The following is a 13208-nucleotide window of genomic DNA, read 5'->3' on the forward strand; positions in this document are numbered from 1 at the left end:
ATCAATGCGGATCCCGCCGTACGCCCGGGAGCCCGTCAATCATCAGGCCGATCGTGAAGTCGAAGCGGTCGTGGATGGTTCCGGCCGTGAGCTCGGCCGCGTAGCGCTTGGTCTGGGGGAAGGTGTCGGGCAGTGCGGCGAATCGGCGCAACAGTTCGTCACGGCTGACGACCCAGTTGTCGTCACTGCTGCTGATCCGTTTGCTGGCCAGGGAGACTTCGAGGCTGTACGCGTTGACGTAGAGCGACAGCGAGTCGATCGCCCAGGTGGCAGCCTGCGGCTCGACGCCCCCGGCGAGCAGGATGGCGAGCATTCCCTCGCTGAAGCGCAGCGTGTCCAGATTGGACGGAGCGGCGGCGAAGGCCGCCTGGGAGATCCCCGGGTACCGCAGATACTGGTCGCGCAGCTGGGTGCAGACGCCGATGAGCTGCTGCCGCCAGACAGCGGGGTCCGGCTCGGGCAGGTCGACCTCGGCGCACAGGCGGCCGATGAGCAGTTCGTCCAGGTCTTCTTTGTTGACCACGTGGGCGTAGAGCGACGACGGCCCGGTCTCCAGCACCGTGGCCACGCGCCGCATCGTCAGGGCGCCGTAGCCCTCTCTCTCCACGATGCCGAACGCGGTGCTGATGATGGCGTCGACCGTGATCGGCTTCTTGCGCCCGGCGGACGGTCCACGCCGGGCCGCGGGTGCGCCTGAGCCGGTGCCGAGCTGGTGCCGCGCTGCACGCCGTTGCTGCGGAGTCGGTGACATAAGGGGAAGTCTAGCGAGTCGAAGAACAGTGTTCCGCATCACGCAGAACAGTGTTCGTGTTGGCAAGAACAGTGTTCTGATGTAGAACAGTGTTCGTGTCCATTACCCAACGCACATCCGAAGCGCCCGCCACCACCGCACTGCCCATGCGCACCGCATGGCTCGTCCTGGTCGTCGTGGTTCTGGCCGACATCATGGATCTGATCGACTCCAGCATCGCCAACCTCGCCGGCCCCTCCATCCGCGCCGATCTCGGCAGCGGCCAGGTGACGGTCCAGTGGGTGCTGAGCGCCTACACCGCGGCCTTCGCGCTCGGCCTGGTCACCTCAGGGCGGCTCGGGGATCTGCTCGGGCGCCGGCGGCTGTTCCTGCTCGGCATGACCGGCTTCACCCTGGCCTCACTGGCCTGCGGCCTCGCCCCGCACGCGGTCTTCCTGATCGTCGCCCGCACGGTGCAGGGCCTGTGCGGGTCGGTCATGATCCCGCAGGGGCTGGCCCTGGTGAAGGTGGTGTTCCCGCCCCAGCACCTGCGCAAGGCGCTGACCCCGGTCGGCCCGCTGATGGGCCTGACCATGGTGGCCGGGCCCATCCTGGCCGGCTGGCTGCTCCACCTGGACCTGTTCGGCAGCCAGTGGCGCTCCATCTTCCTGATCAACGTCCCGTTCGGTGTCGCCGCCGCCGCGCTCGCCTGGCGGGTCCTGCCCCGCCGCGGCGGCGAGGATCCGGCCGCCCGCCTCGACCTCACCGGCGTCGGCCTGCTCACCGCGGCCTCGGCGCTGCTCATCGTCCCGCTCATCCAGGGACGCGACCTCGGCTGGCCCGCCTGGACCTACGTCATGATGGCCGCCGCGGTCGTCCTGCTCGGGCTGTTCGTCGTCTCCCAGCGGCACAGCGCGCACCCGGTCATCACACCGTCGCTGTTCCGCAAGCGCAGCTTCGTCGTCGGCCTGGTCATCGTGGCCGGGTTCTACGCATCGCTGAGCGCGTTCGTCCTCGTCATCAACCTGCTGCTCCAGCAGGGTCTGCACTGGACGCCGCTGCACACCGGCCTCACGCTGATCCCCTGGGCCCTCGGCACCGCCGTCGCCGTCCTGCTCGCGGGCGCCGTGCTCGCCGAGAAACTGGGACGCACCACCCTGCACCTGGGGCTGGCCATCTCCGTCGTCGGCCTGCTGGCCCTGTGGTGGTCCGTCGCCCACTGGGGCACCGGCATCACCGTCTGGAACCTGGCGCCCGCGCTGCTGTTCACCGGCTTCGGCTCCGGGCTGGTGTTCGTCCCGCTGGTCGATTTCATCATCGGCGACGCCACCCCCGAGGAAGTCGGTACCGGCGCGGGCCTGCTCAACGCCGTCCAGCAGTTCGCCGGCGCCATCGGCGTCGCCGCCCTCGGTACGGTGTTCTTCGCCCGGGCCGGAGACCTGTCCGTCCACTCCTGCTTCGCCGCCGCCGAGCTGGTCTTCGGCATCGCCGCGGGCCTGAGCTTCCTGACGCTGCTGCTGGTGGGCCTGCTGCCCAAGCACGCCCAGCAGGCACACGGCTGAGGCCATGGCCGGGTACGGCCGAAGACCGGTTACGGCCAGGCCCGGTGGCGCCGAACCGTCGACAGGGCGTCAGCGCGCTGTCTAGCGTGCGGGGCAGACTTCCACCCCGGATTTCCCACCCCGGATTTCCACCCCGGACTTCACCCCGTACTTCTCCACCCCGGATTTCCGCCCCACCGACGGAGGAACCCCATGACAGGTACACGTCGAAGCACTCTGGCCTTAGCCGCCTCTCTTGCGGCGGCGCTGGTCTGCGCGGCGCCCATGAGCGCCCAGGCCGCAGCCGGGCCGCACCACGGCCACCCCGGGCATCACGCGCACCGGCACGGCGGGCACGAGGTGCTGTGGACCACGCCGAGCAGCATCAGCAAGGACGACAACACCGAGCTGGTCGGCGTCGACCCCGCGACCGGCAAGGAGGTGGCGCGCTTCGGCATCGGTCAGGAGGCCGAGACCTGGGGGATCGCGCTGTCGAAGGACCAGCACACCGCCTACCTGGCGAACCACCACAGCGGCACCCTGTCGGTCGCGGACCTGGTCGGGCACAAGCTGGTGAAAGAGATCCCGCTGGGCGTGGACGCCGACGCCATCGCGCTCTCCCCCGACGGGAGGACGGCGTACGTGACCAGCATGATCATGCAGTCGCTCTCGGTGGTGGACCTCACGGCCGGCACGGTCGTCAGAACCGTCGACCTGGGCGCGCCGGCGCAGGGTGTGGTGATCAGCCCCGACGGCAGGACCGCGTACCTGGGCATCTACTCCAGGGACCGGATCGACCGCATGGACCTGTCGGACTACAAGGTCACCGCCTCCTACACCGGCGGCCAGGCCCCTCGGGAAGTGCTGCTCAGCCACGACGGCAAGACGCTGTACGCCACCGACTACTACGGCGGCACGGTCTCGGTGTACCGGGCGGACAACCCGGCGGCGAAGCCCCGTCAGGCGCAGGTCGGCGGGGAGCCGTTCAAGGCGCAGCTGTCGAGGGACGGCAAGAGCCTGTACGTGGCCAACACCGCGGAGAGCAGCGTCTCGGTGGTGGACACCCGCACCCTGAAGACCCGCCGGATCGCTGTGCCGGACTCCTTCGGCACGCTGGCGCTGGCGCCGAACGGCAAGCAGCTGTTCCAGGCACAGGAGAACCAGGCCGGCATCACCCCGATCGACCTGCGGGCCGGGAAGGCCACCGGAACGCTGGACGCCGCCGGGCTGCCCCAGGCCACCTCGTTGGCCCTGATCAGCGACTGAGGCACGGCTGAACGCTGTGGCCGACGGGTTGTCCACAGGCCGCCGCCGGATTCTGTCGGACCCGGCGGTGGCCGGATAATCTACGAAGGTGTGGGAAGCGGTGGGGTTGGGCGAAGCCGAGGAGCGCGTGTACCGGGCGCTGGTGCGGCTCGGCAGGGGCACGGCCCGGGAGTGCGTGACGGAAACGGGCCTCGCCGAGTCCGAGGTGCGGGCCGCGCTGCGGGCCCTGGCCGGGTTCGGTCTGGTCTCGGCCGACGGCGCGGGTGACGGCGACCAGGCCGCGAGGGCGGGGGCGGGCAGCGAAGCGTGGCTGCCGGCTGATCCCCAGGTGGCGCTCGGCGCGCTGCTCCGCCGCCGCCGCACAGAACTGGACCGTATGCGGAAGTCGGTGGACGAGCTGTCCGCCGAGTACCGCGAGGCTCAACTACGGGACGATCCCGCGCGGTTGACCGAAGTCGTGCGGGGCACGGCGCAGTACGCCCGGGTGCAGGATCTGCTGGCCGGCACGGAGAAGGAGCTGCTGACGCTGGTCGGCCCGCCGTTCCTGGATCCGGCGGACAACAGCCTGGCCCCGATGCAGCGGCTGCTGGAGCGGGGCGTGGAGTGCCGGGCGGTGCACGCCACGGAGGTACTGGCCGCGGACGGCGGCTGGCGACAGGCGCGGCGGCTGGCGGAGCTGGGCGAGCGGATACGGGTGCTGCCGGATGTGCCGGTGAAGCTGGTGATCGCGGATCGGCGCCATGCGTTGCTGCCGCTGTCCACGCACGCCGACCGGATGATGGACAGCGCGGTGCTGGTGCGGCACTCGGCGTTGACGGACGCGCTGGTGGCCCTGTTCGAGCAGCTGTGGGAGCGGGGCGCTCCGCTGGGCGCGGGAGACGGCACACGGATCGGCGGTGGCGACGTGGTGGCTGCGCCGGCGCCGGATGACGCGTTGCTGGCGCTGCTGTCGGCGGGTTTGAAGGACGAGGCGATCGCGCGTCAGCTCCAGATCAGCGAGCGGAGCCTGCGACGGCGGATGTCGGTGCTGTTGGGGCGGCTGGGGGCGGCGAGCAGATTTCAGGCGGGGGTCCAGGCGGGGCGGCGGGGATGGCTGTAGCGCGGTGTGCCGGCCCAGGCTCCGCTCGGCGTCCGGACCGGGGCCCCGTAAAAACCGTTCGACCCCGCCCCGCCGGGTGACTACAATCGTCGCTTCCCCGCCTCCCCCAGGGAGCGTCGCCGTCCGGCCGGTACCGGAGGCCGTCACGCCGCGATCAGCCGTACCCGCCCGGAGGCCACACCGTGCCCACGCACGTCACACAGGACATTCCCGACGACGCACTCGACAGCACGCCGGCCGAGAGCACGCCCGCCGAAACCCAGACCGGCAGCGCCCATGCCGACCCGCTGGCCCGCGAGCGCGCCCACCTCACCGGCTCCCGCGCGGCCCTGCGCGCGATGCGTGAGGACGTCGAGGGGCTCGACATCCGCGACGTCACCGCGAACTGGGTCAACGCCGCCGTCCTGGAAGCGCAGATCGAGGACCGCATCAAGGCGCTCGCCGACCTGTCGCACACCCCGCTCTTCTTCGGCCGGCTCGACTACCAGCACGCCCCCGGCGCCGACCTCGCCGAGGGCGGGGAGGGCGAGCGCTTCTACATCGGGCGCCGCCATGTGCACGACGCCGACGGCGACCCGATGGTCATCGACTGGCGCGCCCCCGTCTCACAGCCGTTCTACCGGGCGTCCACCAAGAACCCGATGGACATCGGGCTGCGCCGCCGCTTCGGCTACACCGGCGGTGAGCTGACCGCGTACGAGGACGAGCACCTGACCGCCCCGGCCGCGTCCGACCAGCACACCACCAGCAAGCTGCTCCAGGCCGAGATCGAGCGGCCCCGTGTCGGACCGATGCGGGACATCGTGGCGACCATCCAGCCCGAGCAGGACGAGATCGTACGGTCCGACCTCGGCGGCACCGTATGTGTCCAGGGCGGCCCCGGCACCGGGAAGACCGCCGTCGGGCTGCACCGGGTCGCGTACCTCCTGTACGCGCACCGCGAGCGGCTGGCCCGCACCGGCACCCTGGTCATCGGGCCGAACCGGTCCTTCCTGCACTACATCGAGCAAGTCCTCCCCGCCCTGGGCGAGTTGGAGGTCAAGCAGGCCACCGTCGACGATCTGGTCGCGGGCGTCGAGATCAGGGGCACCGACACCGCCGATGCCGCCGTCATCAAGGGCGACGCCCGGATGGCGGAGGTGCTGCGGCGGGCCCTGCGCTCGCATGTGACGCTGCCGGCCGAGCCCGCGATGGTCGTACGGGGCTCGCGCCGCTGGCGGATCCCGGCGTACGAACTGGAGGAGATCGTCAGCGAGTTGCTGGCCCGCGACATCCGCTACGGCGCCGCCCGCGACGCGCTCCCACAGCGCATCGCGCACGCCGTCCTGGTCCGGATGGAGCAGGCGGGCGAGGCGCCCGACGACCGGGTGCAGGACGCGGTGGCCCGCAACCCCGCGGTGAAGGCCGTGGTCAAGGCGGCCTGGCCACAGGTCGATCCGGACAAGCTGGTGCTGCGGCTGCTCTGCGACGCGGAGTTCCTCGCCGCGCACGCGGAGGGCGTCCTGACCGACGACGAGCAGCGGACGATCCGCTGGGCGAAGCCGGCCCGGTCGGTGAAGTCCGCCAAGTGGTCCCTGGCGGACGCGGTACTGATCGACGAGGCGGGCGATCTGATCGCCCGTACGCACTCGCTCGGCCATGTCGTCCTCGACGAGGCGCAGGACCTCTCCCCGATGCAGTACCGCGCGGTCGGCCGCCGCTGCACGACCGGTTCGGCGACGATCCTCGGCGACCTGGCGCAGGGCACCACACCCTGGGCGACGTCGGGCTGGGACGAAGCGCTGCACCATCTGGGCAAGGGCGACGCACATGTGGAGGAGCTGACGGCCGGTTTCCGCGTACCGCGCGAGGTCATCGCGTACGCGTCCCGGCTGCTGCCGCACATGTCGCCGGGGCTGGCGCCCGTCTCGTCCGTACGGGAGAACCCGGGCTCGCTGGAGGTGCGGACGACGGAGGATCTGGACGCGGCTGCCGTCACCGCCTGCCGGGACTCGCTGCGCCACGAGGGCTCGACGGGCCTGATCGCGGCCGACGCCCGCATCCCCGCCCTGTCGGCGGCGCTGACGGCTGCGGGCCTCGCACATCTGGAGCCGGGGCAGGAGACCAGCGCCGACTCCCGGCTGACCCTGGTGCCGGCCTCGCTCGCCAAGGGCCTGGAGTACGACTACGTGGTCCTGGACGAACCGGCGGCGGTGGTGGCAGGCGAGCCCGACCTGCGAACTGGCCTGCGCCGCCTGTACGTTGCGCTCACCAGGGCGGTGTCGGGCCTGATCGTGACGCACACACTGCCGCTGCCGGAGCAGCTGGGCTGAGACCCGCCGAGGGGGCTTTTCCCAAGCCCCCTCGGGCGCCCTCCCCCGGACCCCGAACGGGCTCAGCCGTCCAGCGCCGCCCGCCACACCCGCACCGCGTCGGCGTCGACCGGCAGCTCCCAGCCGCCGGGCCGGGCCGCGCCGCCGATGTGTACGGCGTCGATCCCCGCCTCCAACAACCGCGGAAGGTGTTCGAGCCTCAGCCCGCCACCCACCAGAATCTGCGCCTCGTACCCCGGCCGGCCGCTGCGCGCCGCCTCGGCGAGCAGGGTCGGCATACCGTCGGAGACCCCGATGGCCGAGCCCGCCGTGAGGAAGGTGTCGAGCCCCGGCAGGTCGGCGAGCTCCTTGCGGAGCGCGTCGCGGTCGGCCGCGCGGTCGATCGCCCGGTGGAACGTCCACGGGCAGCCCTCGATCTCGGCGACGATCCGCTCGACCGCCACCAGGTCGGGGTTGCCGTCGGCGTCCAGGAAACCGAGCACGAACTGGTCGGCGCCCTCGGCCCGCAGATCCCGAGCCGCCGCCACGAGCGCTCCGATGTCACCGGCGGCGAACCCGTCGGTGAGGCGCAGCATCACGCGCAGCGGGATGTCGACGGCTGCGCGGATCGCCGCGAACGTCTCACGGGACGGTGTCAGCCCGTCGGCGGCCATGTCGGCGACCAGTTCAAGGCGGTCGGCACCACCGGCCTGGGCGGCGACCGCGTCCTCCGCGGAGAGCGCGATCACCTCCAGAACTGCACGGTTGCTCATCAATTCCCCATCTTCGAGGGCTACGGGCTTCTTCAAGGGCTACGGGCTTCGCGGGCTACAGGTCTAGTCCAGTTGACACCCTACGGCCCGGCCCCGCGCCTCCGCACCCGTATCCGGCTCCACAGAGCGCCCAAGGAGGCGTACGAGAAGGCGGCCCAAGGCGCTACGTGGGGCGGGGACCGGCACCGGCACAATGGCCCCCATGCCCCAGGACGCGCCCCACGCTCTCGCCACCCGCTGGCACCAGGCCCTCACCGCCGCCCGCGAAGGCGCCACCGCGCCCGACCCGGGGCCGTACGCCGAGAACCTGCTCGCACGCTGGGCCGAGCCCCACCGCCGGTACCACACGACCGCCCATCTCACCGCCGTGCTGGATCACATCGACACCCTCGCCGACCACGCGGCCGACCCGGCGGCCGTGCGGCTCGCCGCCTGGTTCCACGACGCGGTGTACCGGCCGGACCGCTCGGAGAACGAGGAGCGCAGCGCCCAGCTGGCCGAGCGGGCGCTCACCGAGGCGGGGGTGCCGGAGGCCCGCACGGCGGAGGTGGCCCGTCTGGTCCGGCTGACCGTCGGCCACGATCCGCAGCCCGGCGACACCAACGGGGAGGTGCTGTGCGACGCCGACCTGGCGATCCTTGCCGCGCCCCCCGCCGCGTACGGGCAGTACGCGGCCGCTGTTCGGGAGGAGTACGCGTTCGTGCCGGACCAGGCCTTCCGCGAGGGCCGCTCGGCGGTCCTGCGTGAACTGCTCGGCCTGCCGAGGCTGTTCCACACGGATCACGGACAGGCGCAGTGGGAGCCGAGGGCACGCCAGAACCTGGCGACGGAACTGGAACTGCTGACGCTCTGAGGGGCGCTCCAAGGGGACGCACGCCTACGCGGCAGACGACCCCGGCACACAGCCCCGGTATACCAGCCGTACGCGACAGGCCCCCCGGCCCCCTGCCGGACAACCGCCACGACCGCCGTACACACCAATCCGGCCGCGGTCGGCGACAGCCGGACACCCACCGGCCGCACGGAGCCGTACGTGGTCCCACATGGCCCTGCATATGGCCCTACTTGGCCTGCTTGACCGTACGTGGCCATACGCATCCGGCCACCCGGGGCGACCGGTCACCGGCAGACGTCGCCCCGGCTGCGCGCGTTGGCCAGCGCGTTGCGGGCGATCAACTGCTCACGTGCAGTGACCGCCCGGAGTGCATCCTCGGGGCACACCCACTCGACGCCGCCCGCCGGCGGCCGCAATCGTACGAACCCGGCGTCGCGCCCGATGACCTCGCCGACCTGCCCATGCCTGATGTCCATGACGTACGCGCCGTTCACCGGCCCGTCGTCCGCCTCCTGGGCATCTGTGCTCACCGTCATGCCTGTCCTCCTCCCCCAACTCCCCCGTGACATGCACAGCGTGACCATTCACCACCCACCCGCACCACCTGGGCACACCAGACCTGCACCACACAGCCACATCATCCGGCCACACCGGAGCCCTTCCCCCGCCACCACGGCCCCACCCGCACCCGTCCTCTCACTCCCCTCCCTCGCACCACCGCTCACCAGGGTTTCGAACCAGAGTTTCGGCGCCCCGGCCCTGGGCTCCCGCGCGGGCCTCCGCACGGTCCCCGGCACGGGCCCGGACGCGGGAATGTCATCTACTGCACCATCGTTGGCACCTGGTATGCCCGCTACCACCGAACGTGCCCGTATGCCGCTCGCCGTCCACATCCTGGGGCTCGCGGTTTTCGCGCTGGGTACCAGTGAGTTCATGCTGTCCGGGCTGCTGCCCGACATAGCCGACGACATGAACGTGTCCATCCCGCAGGCAGGCCTGCTGATCTCGGCCTTCGCGATCGGCATGGTGGTCGGTGCTCCGCTGCTCGCCGTCGCCACCCTGCGACTGCCCCGCCGCACCACCCTGATCTCCCTCATCACCGTTTTCGGCCTGGGCCAGGTCGCGGGCGCGCTCGCCCCGAACTACGCACTGCTCTTCACCTCGCGCGTGATCAGCGCCTTCGCCTGCGCGGGCTTCTGGGCCGTCGGCGCCGCGGTGGCCATCGCGATGGTTCCGGTGAACGCCCGCGCCCGCGCCATGGCGGTGATGATCGGCGGCCTGTCCATCGCCAACGTCCTCGGGGTCCCCGCGGGCGCGTTCCTCGGCGAGCACCTGGGCTGGCGCTCGGCGTTCTGGGCGGTCGGCGCGGCCTCCGCCATCGCCCTCGTCGGGGTGGCCACCCTGATCCCCCGGATCCCGCTGCCCGCCGAACGGCCCCGGCTCCGTACCGAACTGAGCATCTACCGCGACCGTCAGGTCTGGCTCTCCATCGTCATCACGGCGCTCGCCGCGGGCGGTGTCTTCTGCGCGTTCAGCTATCTGGCACCGCTGCTCACCGATGTGGCGGGGCTGGCCGACAGCTGGGTTCCGACGGTGCTGGCGCTCTTCGGCGTGGGCGCGCTGGTCGGTACGACGGTGGGCGGCCGGGTCGCGGACGCCCATCTCTTCGGTGTCCTGCTGACCGGCATCGCGGCTTCGACGGTCTTCCTGGTGGCCCTGGCCCTGCTGGCCCACAACCCGGCCGCGGCGGTGGTCCTCTCGTTCCTGCTGGGGACTTCGGCCTTCTACACGGCCCCGGCGCTCAACGCCCGGATGTTCAACGTGGCGGGCGCGGCCCCCACCCTGGCGGGCGCCACCACCACGGCCTCCTTCAACCTGGGCAACGCGGGCGGCCCCTGGCTGGGCGGCGCGGTGATCAGCGGAGGCTTCGGTTTCGCGGCGACGGCGTGGGCGGGCGCAGCCATGACAGTGGTGGCGATCATCGCGGTGACGGCCTCACTGCGGCTGCACAGGTCCCAGTCGCGGGTGGTGGCCCGCTCCTCGGACCTCGCCCCGGCGGCGGAGGCGGGAGCAGTGGCTGCGGAGAACGTCTGACCCAGAGTCTTCCGTCCGGAGCAGGGGCCAGGGTTACTGCGGTGTTCACTCGTCCGTTGGAACGCTGAGCGAAACGGTGCGAGGTGACACCGCTGTCGATCTACGCTCGCCCCGGCCGGGCCACCGAAGAAGGGAGTCGCGATGACCGCCGCGATGGCCGAGAACGACCGGATGCCGCACCGTCGTCCCTGGGACGACCTGCTGCGGGCCTGGCGGGAGCTGGGCGTGCCCGAGGGGTGGCGCGCCGAGATCGACGGAGGGCGGATCCTCGTCGTACCGCCGCCACACGCACATCAACACGACATCGCAGCCAAGGTGCAGCGGTCGCTGTATCGGACCCTGTCCGAAGACCTGGAGATCTACCAGACGCTGGGCATCCACATCGCCCGGCTGGACAAGCTGTACGTGCCCGACCTGGTCGTCATGCCGGCCGCACTGATCGCCGCCGCCGATCCCGACACCAGCGACCCCGTGGACGCCGCCGAAGCGCTGCTGGTTGTCGAGATCACGTCCAGGAGCAATGCCAAGGACGACCGGACCAAGAAGCTCTGGGCCTACGCGCACGCACCCGTGCCCGCCTATCTCCTGATCGACCGGTTCGATGAGCACGGCCCGACAACCACGCTTTTCAGCGCGCCCCTGAACGGTGCGTACAAGCACAGCGAGCGCATCCCGTTCGGCGACCAGGTGAAGCTTCCGGACCCCTTCGGCGGAGTCCTGGACACAGGCGCCTTCCCTCTCTGAACGGCCCGGCGCCCCGGCTCTGACCAGCACAGCGCTCCGCCCCTCCTACGCCGGGCGCCCCTTCGGGCGGCGCAGTCCGGCCGCCGTGAGTCTGCGTACCAGTTCCTTCGAGCCGATCTCGACCGCTCCCGCCGCCACCGCGTCCGCGTACCGGTGTGACGGCAGGTCGTAGTGGTCCCGTTCGAAGGCACGGGCCGGGCAGCCGATCGCCGCGGCGAACGTGTGCAGTTCCTCGAACGAGATGTCGCTGACCAGGTGCGACCACATTCTGCCGTGGCCCGGCCAGGTCGGCGGGTCGATGTACAGCGTCACGAGAGCGCGCCCACCGGGGCCACGATCACGGCCTCCTTGGCGCAGACCCAGTGCGGGTCGGGGCCCAGTTCCGGCTCGACCTCCAGTGCGTGCGGGTCCTGGCAGACGGGGCAGAGCGGCCAGCGGCCGTACCGTTCGAGGAGCGCGTCCTGGACGTCCTGGGCCACCAGACCGGCGACGAACTCGGCGCCCTGCGGCCACTGCTCCACCCACCAGCGGCGATGCGTCACCGCGTCCTCCACCAGCGAGACCACATCGGCCTCGGCCACATCGCGGGACGCGAGGTCGGCGAGCACCAGCGCCCGCGCTTCGTGCAGGGACTGTTCGAGGGGAGTCACGGGATCCATGCCTCCATTGTCCCCGGTCGGCGAGAGAACCGGCCGGCCGGTTACGGGTGAAGACCGACCGGAGAGCCCGGACGGACGGAGGTTCGGAGGGAGGTTCGGAGGGAGGTCCACGCGGGGTTGACGCCCCTTGCGTCCGAAAATATCTTTCACATGTGACCAACAACGTGAAGGAAATTTTCACCGGCGCTTCCACCCCTTCCGCCCCTCCTGCCCCCGCCGCCCTGGCCGCCAAGGTCCGCACCCTGGCGCCCTCCATGACGCGCTCGATGCAGCTGGTCGCCGAGGCCGTCGCGGGCGATCCGGCAGGCTGCGCGGCCCTCACGGTCACCGGTCTCGCCGAACTCACCGGCACCAGCGAGGCCACCGTGGTCCGTACGGCCCGCATACTCGGCTACCCCGGTTACCGGGACCTCCGCCTGGCACTCGCCGGACTCGCCGCCCAGCAGCAGTCCGGCCGGGCCCCCGCCGTCACCGCCGACATCGCCGTCGACGACCCGATCGCGGACGTCGTCGCCAAGCTCGCCTACGACGAGCAGCAGACCCTCGCCGACACCGCGGCCGCCCTGGACACCGTCCAGCTCGGCGCCGCGGTCTCCGCGCTCTCGACCGCCCGCCGCATCGACATCTACGGCGTCGGCGCCTCCTCGCTCGTCGGCCAGGACCTCGCCCAGAAGCTGCTGCGCATCGGCCTGATAGCGCACGCGCACAGCGACCCGCACCTCGCCGTCACCAACGCCGTTCAGCTCCGCTCCGGCGACGTGGCCATCGCGATCACCCACTCCGGCGCGACCGGTGACGTCATAGAGCCGCTGCACACCGCCTTCGAGCACGGGGCGACGACGATCGCGATCACCGGCCGCCCGGACGGCCGCGTCTCGCAGTACGCCGACCACATCCTCACCACGTCCACCGCCCGCGAGAGCGAACTGCGGCCCGCCGCGATGTCCTCCCGTACCAGCCAGCTGCTGGTCGTGGACTGCCTGTTCATCGGGGTCATGCAGCGGACGTACGACCGGGCGGCCCCCGCGCTCTCCGCCTCGTACGAAGCACTCGCCCACCGCCACACCCCGCGCACCAACAGCAGCCGCTGAGCCCCCACCCGAGAATCACCGCAGAGCCACCCCGCATCACCGCACCGCATGACCGCAGAAGCGCTGAACCGGAAAGAGCCGCACA

The 13208-nt window shown here is 71.5% G+C and carries 13 protein-coding genes; 8 read left to right on the forward strand and 5 right to left on the reverse strand.

The window, feature by feature from the left end; all coding sequences use genetic code 11:
- Position 1 precedes the first annotated feature (1 nt).
- A complete protein-coding gene (locus OHB13_RS16200; RefSeq protein WP_328377599.1) occupies positions 2 to 751 on the reverse strand; it encodes a TetR/AcrR family transcriptional regulator in 750 nt (249 codons plus the stop codon).
- 95 nt (positions 752 to 846) lie between these two features.
- On the opposite strand from OHB13_RS16200, the gene OHB13_RS16205 reads away from it, so the two are divergent.
- From OHB13_RS16205 to OHB13_RS16220, 4 genes are all read left to right on the forward strand, one after another.
- Positions 847 to 2292 (forward strand): DHA2 family efflux MFS transporter permease subunit, encoded by a 1446-nt coding sequence (locus OHB13_RS16205; RefSeq protein WP_266855631.1) that lies wholly within the window; start codon positions 847 to 849, stop codon positions 2290 to 2292.
- Positions 2293 to 2484: 192 nt separating this feature from the next.
- Positions 2485 to 3537 (forward strand): beta-propeller fold lactonase family protein, encoded by a 1053-nt coding sequence (locus OHB13_RS16210; protein ID WP_328377600.1) that lies wholly within the window; start codon positions 2485 to 2487, stop codon positions 3535 to 3537.
- Between the two features lie 100 nt (positions 3538 to 3637).
- Positions 3638 to 4636, forward strand: coding sequence for a helix-turn-helix domain-containing protein (locus OHB13_RS16215; RefSeq protein ID WP_328377601.1), 999 nt, complete (start codon positions 3638 to 3640; stop codon positions 4634 to 4636).
- Positions 4637 to 4923: 287 nt separating this feature from the next.
- Complete coding sequence (locus OHB13_RS16220; protein WP_328380306.1) at positions 4924 to 6948, forward strand: HelD family protein; 2025 nt, start codon at positions 4924 to 4926, stop codon at positions 6946 to 6948.
- A 62-nt stretch (positions 6949 to 7010) separates the two neighbouring features.
- Here the strand turns inward: OHB13_RS16220 and OHB13_RS16225 are convergent, their stop codons facing one another.
- On the reverse strand, positions 7011 to 7700 hold the full coding sequence (locus OHB13_RS16225) for a copper homeostasis protein CutC (protein ID WP_328377602.1): 690 nt from the start codon (positions 7698 to 7700) through the stop codon (positions 7011 to 7013).
- A 202-nt stretch (positions 7701 to 7902) separates the two neighbouring features.
- Here OHB13_RS16225 and OHB13_RS16230 point away from each other — a divergent pair, with 202 nt between their 5' ends.
- Positions 7903 to 8553: an HD domain-containing protein gene (locus OHB13_RS16230; protein ID WP_323183790.1), complete on the forward strand. Its 651-nt coding sequence runs from the start codon at positions 7903 to 7905 to the stop codon at positions 8551 to 8553.
- A gap of 266 nt (positions 8554 to 8819) precedes the next feature.
- Here the strand turns inward: OHB13_RS16230 and OHB13_RS16235 are convergent, their stop codons facing one another.
- Positions 8820 to 9071: a hypothetical protein gene (locus OHB13_RS16235; protein WP_266855626.1), complete on the reverse strand. Its 252-nt coding sequence runs from the start codon at positions 9069 to 9071 to the stop codon at positions 8820 to 8822.
- Between the two features lie 337 nt (positions 9072 to 9408).
- Between OHB13_RS16235 and OHB13_RS16240 the strand changes: the two genes are divergently transcribed.
- The gene (locus OHB13_RS16240; RefSeq protein WP_266860951.1) at positions 9409 to 10629 is read left to right on the forward strand and encodes a Cmx/CmrA family chloramphenicol efflux MFS transporter; all 1221 of its coding nucleotides are present in this window, start codon (positions 9409 to 9411) and stop codon (positions 10627 to 10629) included.
- A gap of 141 nt (positions 10630 to 10770) precedes the next feature.
- On the forward strand, positions 10771 to 11373 hold the full coding sequence (locus tag OHB13_RS16245; RefSeq protein WP_328377603.1) for a Uma2 family endonuclease: 603 nt from the start codon (positions 10771 to 10773) through the stop codon (positions 11371 to 11373).
- A gap of 45 nt (positions 11374 to 11418) precedes the next feature.
- Here OHB13_RS16245 and OHB13_RS16250 read toward each other — a convergent pair whose 3' ends face one another.
- Positions 11419 to 11685, reverse strand: a complete 267-nt coding sequence (locus tag OHB13_RS16250) for a DUF4031 domain-containing protein (RefSeq protein WP_266855624.1) — start codon at positions 11683 to 11685, stop codon at positions 11419 to 11421.
- Positions 11682 to 12032, reverse strand: a complete 351-nt coding sequence (locus OHB13_RS16255) for a hypothetical protein (protein ID WP_164262680.1) — start codon at positions 12030 to 12032, stop codon at positions 11682 to 11684. Before OHB13_RS16255 ends, OHB13_RS16250 begins: the two co-directional genes overlap by 4 nt.
- 152 nt (positions 12033 to 12184) lie before the next feature.
- On the opposite strand from OHB13_RS16255, the gene OHB13_RS16260 reads away from it, so the two are divergent.
- Positions 12185 to 13123 carry a MurR/RpiR family transcriptional regulator gene (locus OHB13_RS16260; RefSeq protein ID WP_266855623.1) on the forward strand — a complete coding sequence of 313 codons (939 nt, stop codon included), beginning with the start codon at positions 12185 to 12187 and terminating at the stop codon, positions 13121 to 13123.
- The last annotated feature ends 85 nt before the right edge of the window (positions 13124 to 13208 follow it).

The organism is Streptomyces sp. NBC_00440 (assembly GCF_036014215.1).
In the GTDB taxonomy this organism is placed as follows: Bacteria; Actinomycetota; Actinomycetes; order Streptomycetales; family Streptomycetaceae; genus Streptomyces.

Bases quoted from the DNA above. Each gene is read 5' to 3' on its own strand.
- OHB13_RS16200 (WP_328377599.1), bottom strand. From the start codon at position 751: ATGTCACCGACTCCGCAGCAACGGCGTGCAGCGCGGCACCAGCTCGGC.
- OHB13_RS16210 (WP_328377600.1), top strand. From the start codon at position 2,485: ATGACAGGTACACGTCGAAGCACTCTGGCCTTAGCCGCCTCTCTTGCG.
- OHB13_RS16225 (WP_328377602.1), bottom strand. From the start codon at position 7,700: ATGAGCAACCGTGCAGTTCTGGAGGTGATCGCGCTCTCCGCGGAGGAC.
- OHB13_RS16230 (WP_323183790.1), top strand. From the start codon at position 7,903: ATGCCCCAGGACGCGCCCCACGCTCTCGCCACCCGCTGGCACCAGGCC.
- OHB13_RS16235 (WP_266855626.1), bottom strand. From the start codon at position 9,071: ATGACGGTGAGCACAGATGCCCAGGAGGCGGACGACGGGCCGGTGAAC.
- OHB13_RS16240 (WP_266860951.1), top strand. From the start codon at position 9,409: ATGCCGCTCGCCGTCCACATCCTGGGGCTCGCGGTTTTCGCGCTGGGT.
- OHB13_RS16245 (WP_328377603.1), top strand. From the start codon at position 10,771: ATGACCGCCGCGATGGCCGAGAACGACCGGATGCCGCACCGTCGTCCC.
- OHB13_RS16255 (WP_164262680.1), bottom strand. From the start codon at position 12,032: ATGGATCCCGTGACTCCCCTCGAACAGTCCCTGCACGAAGCGCGGGCG.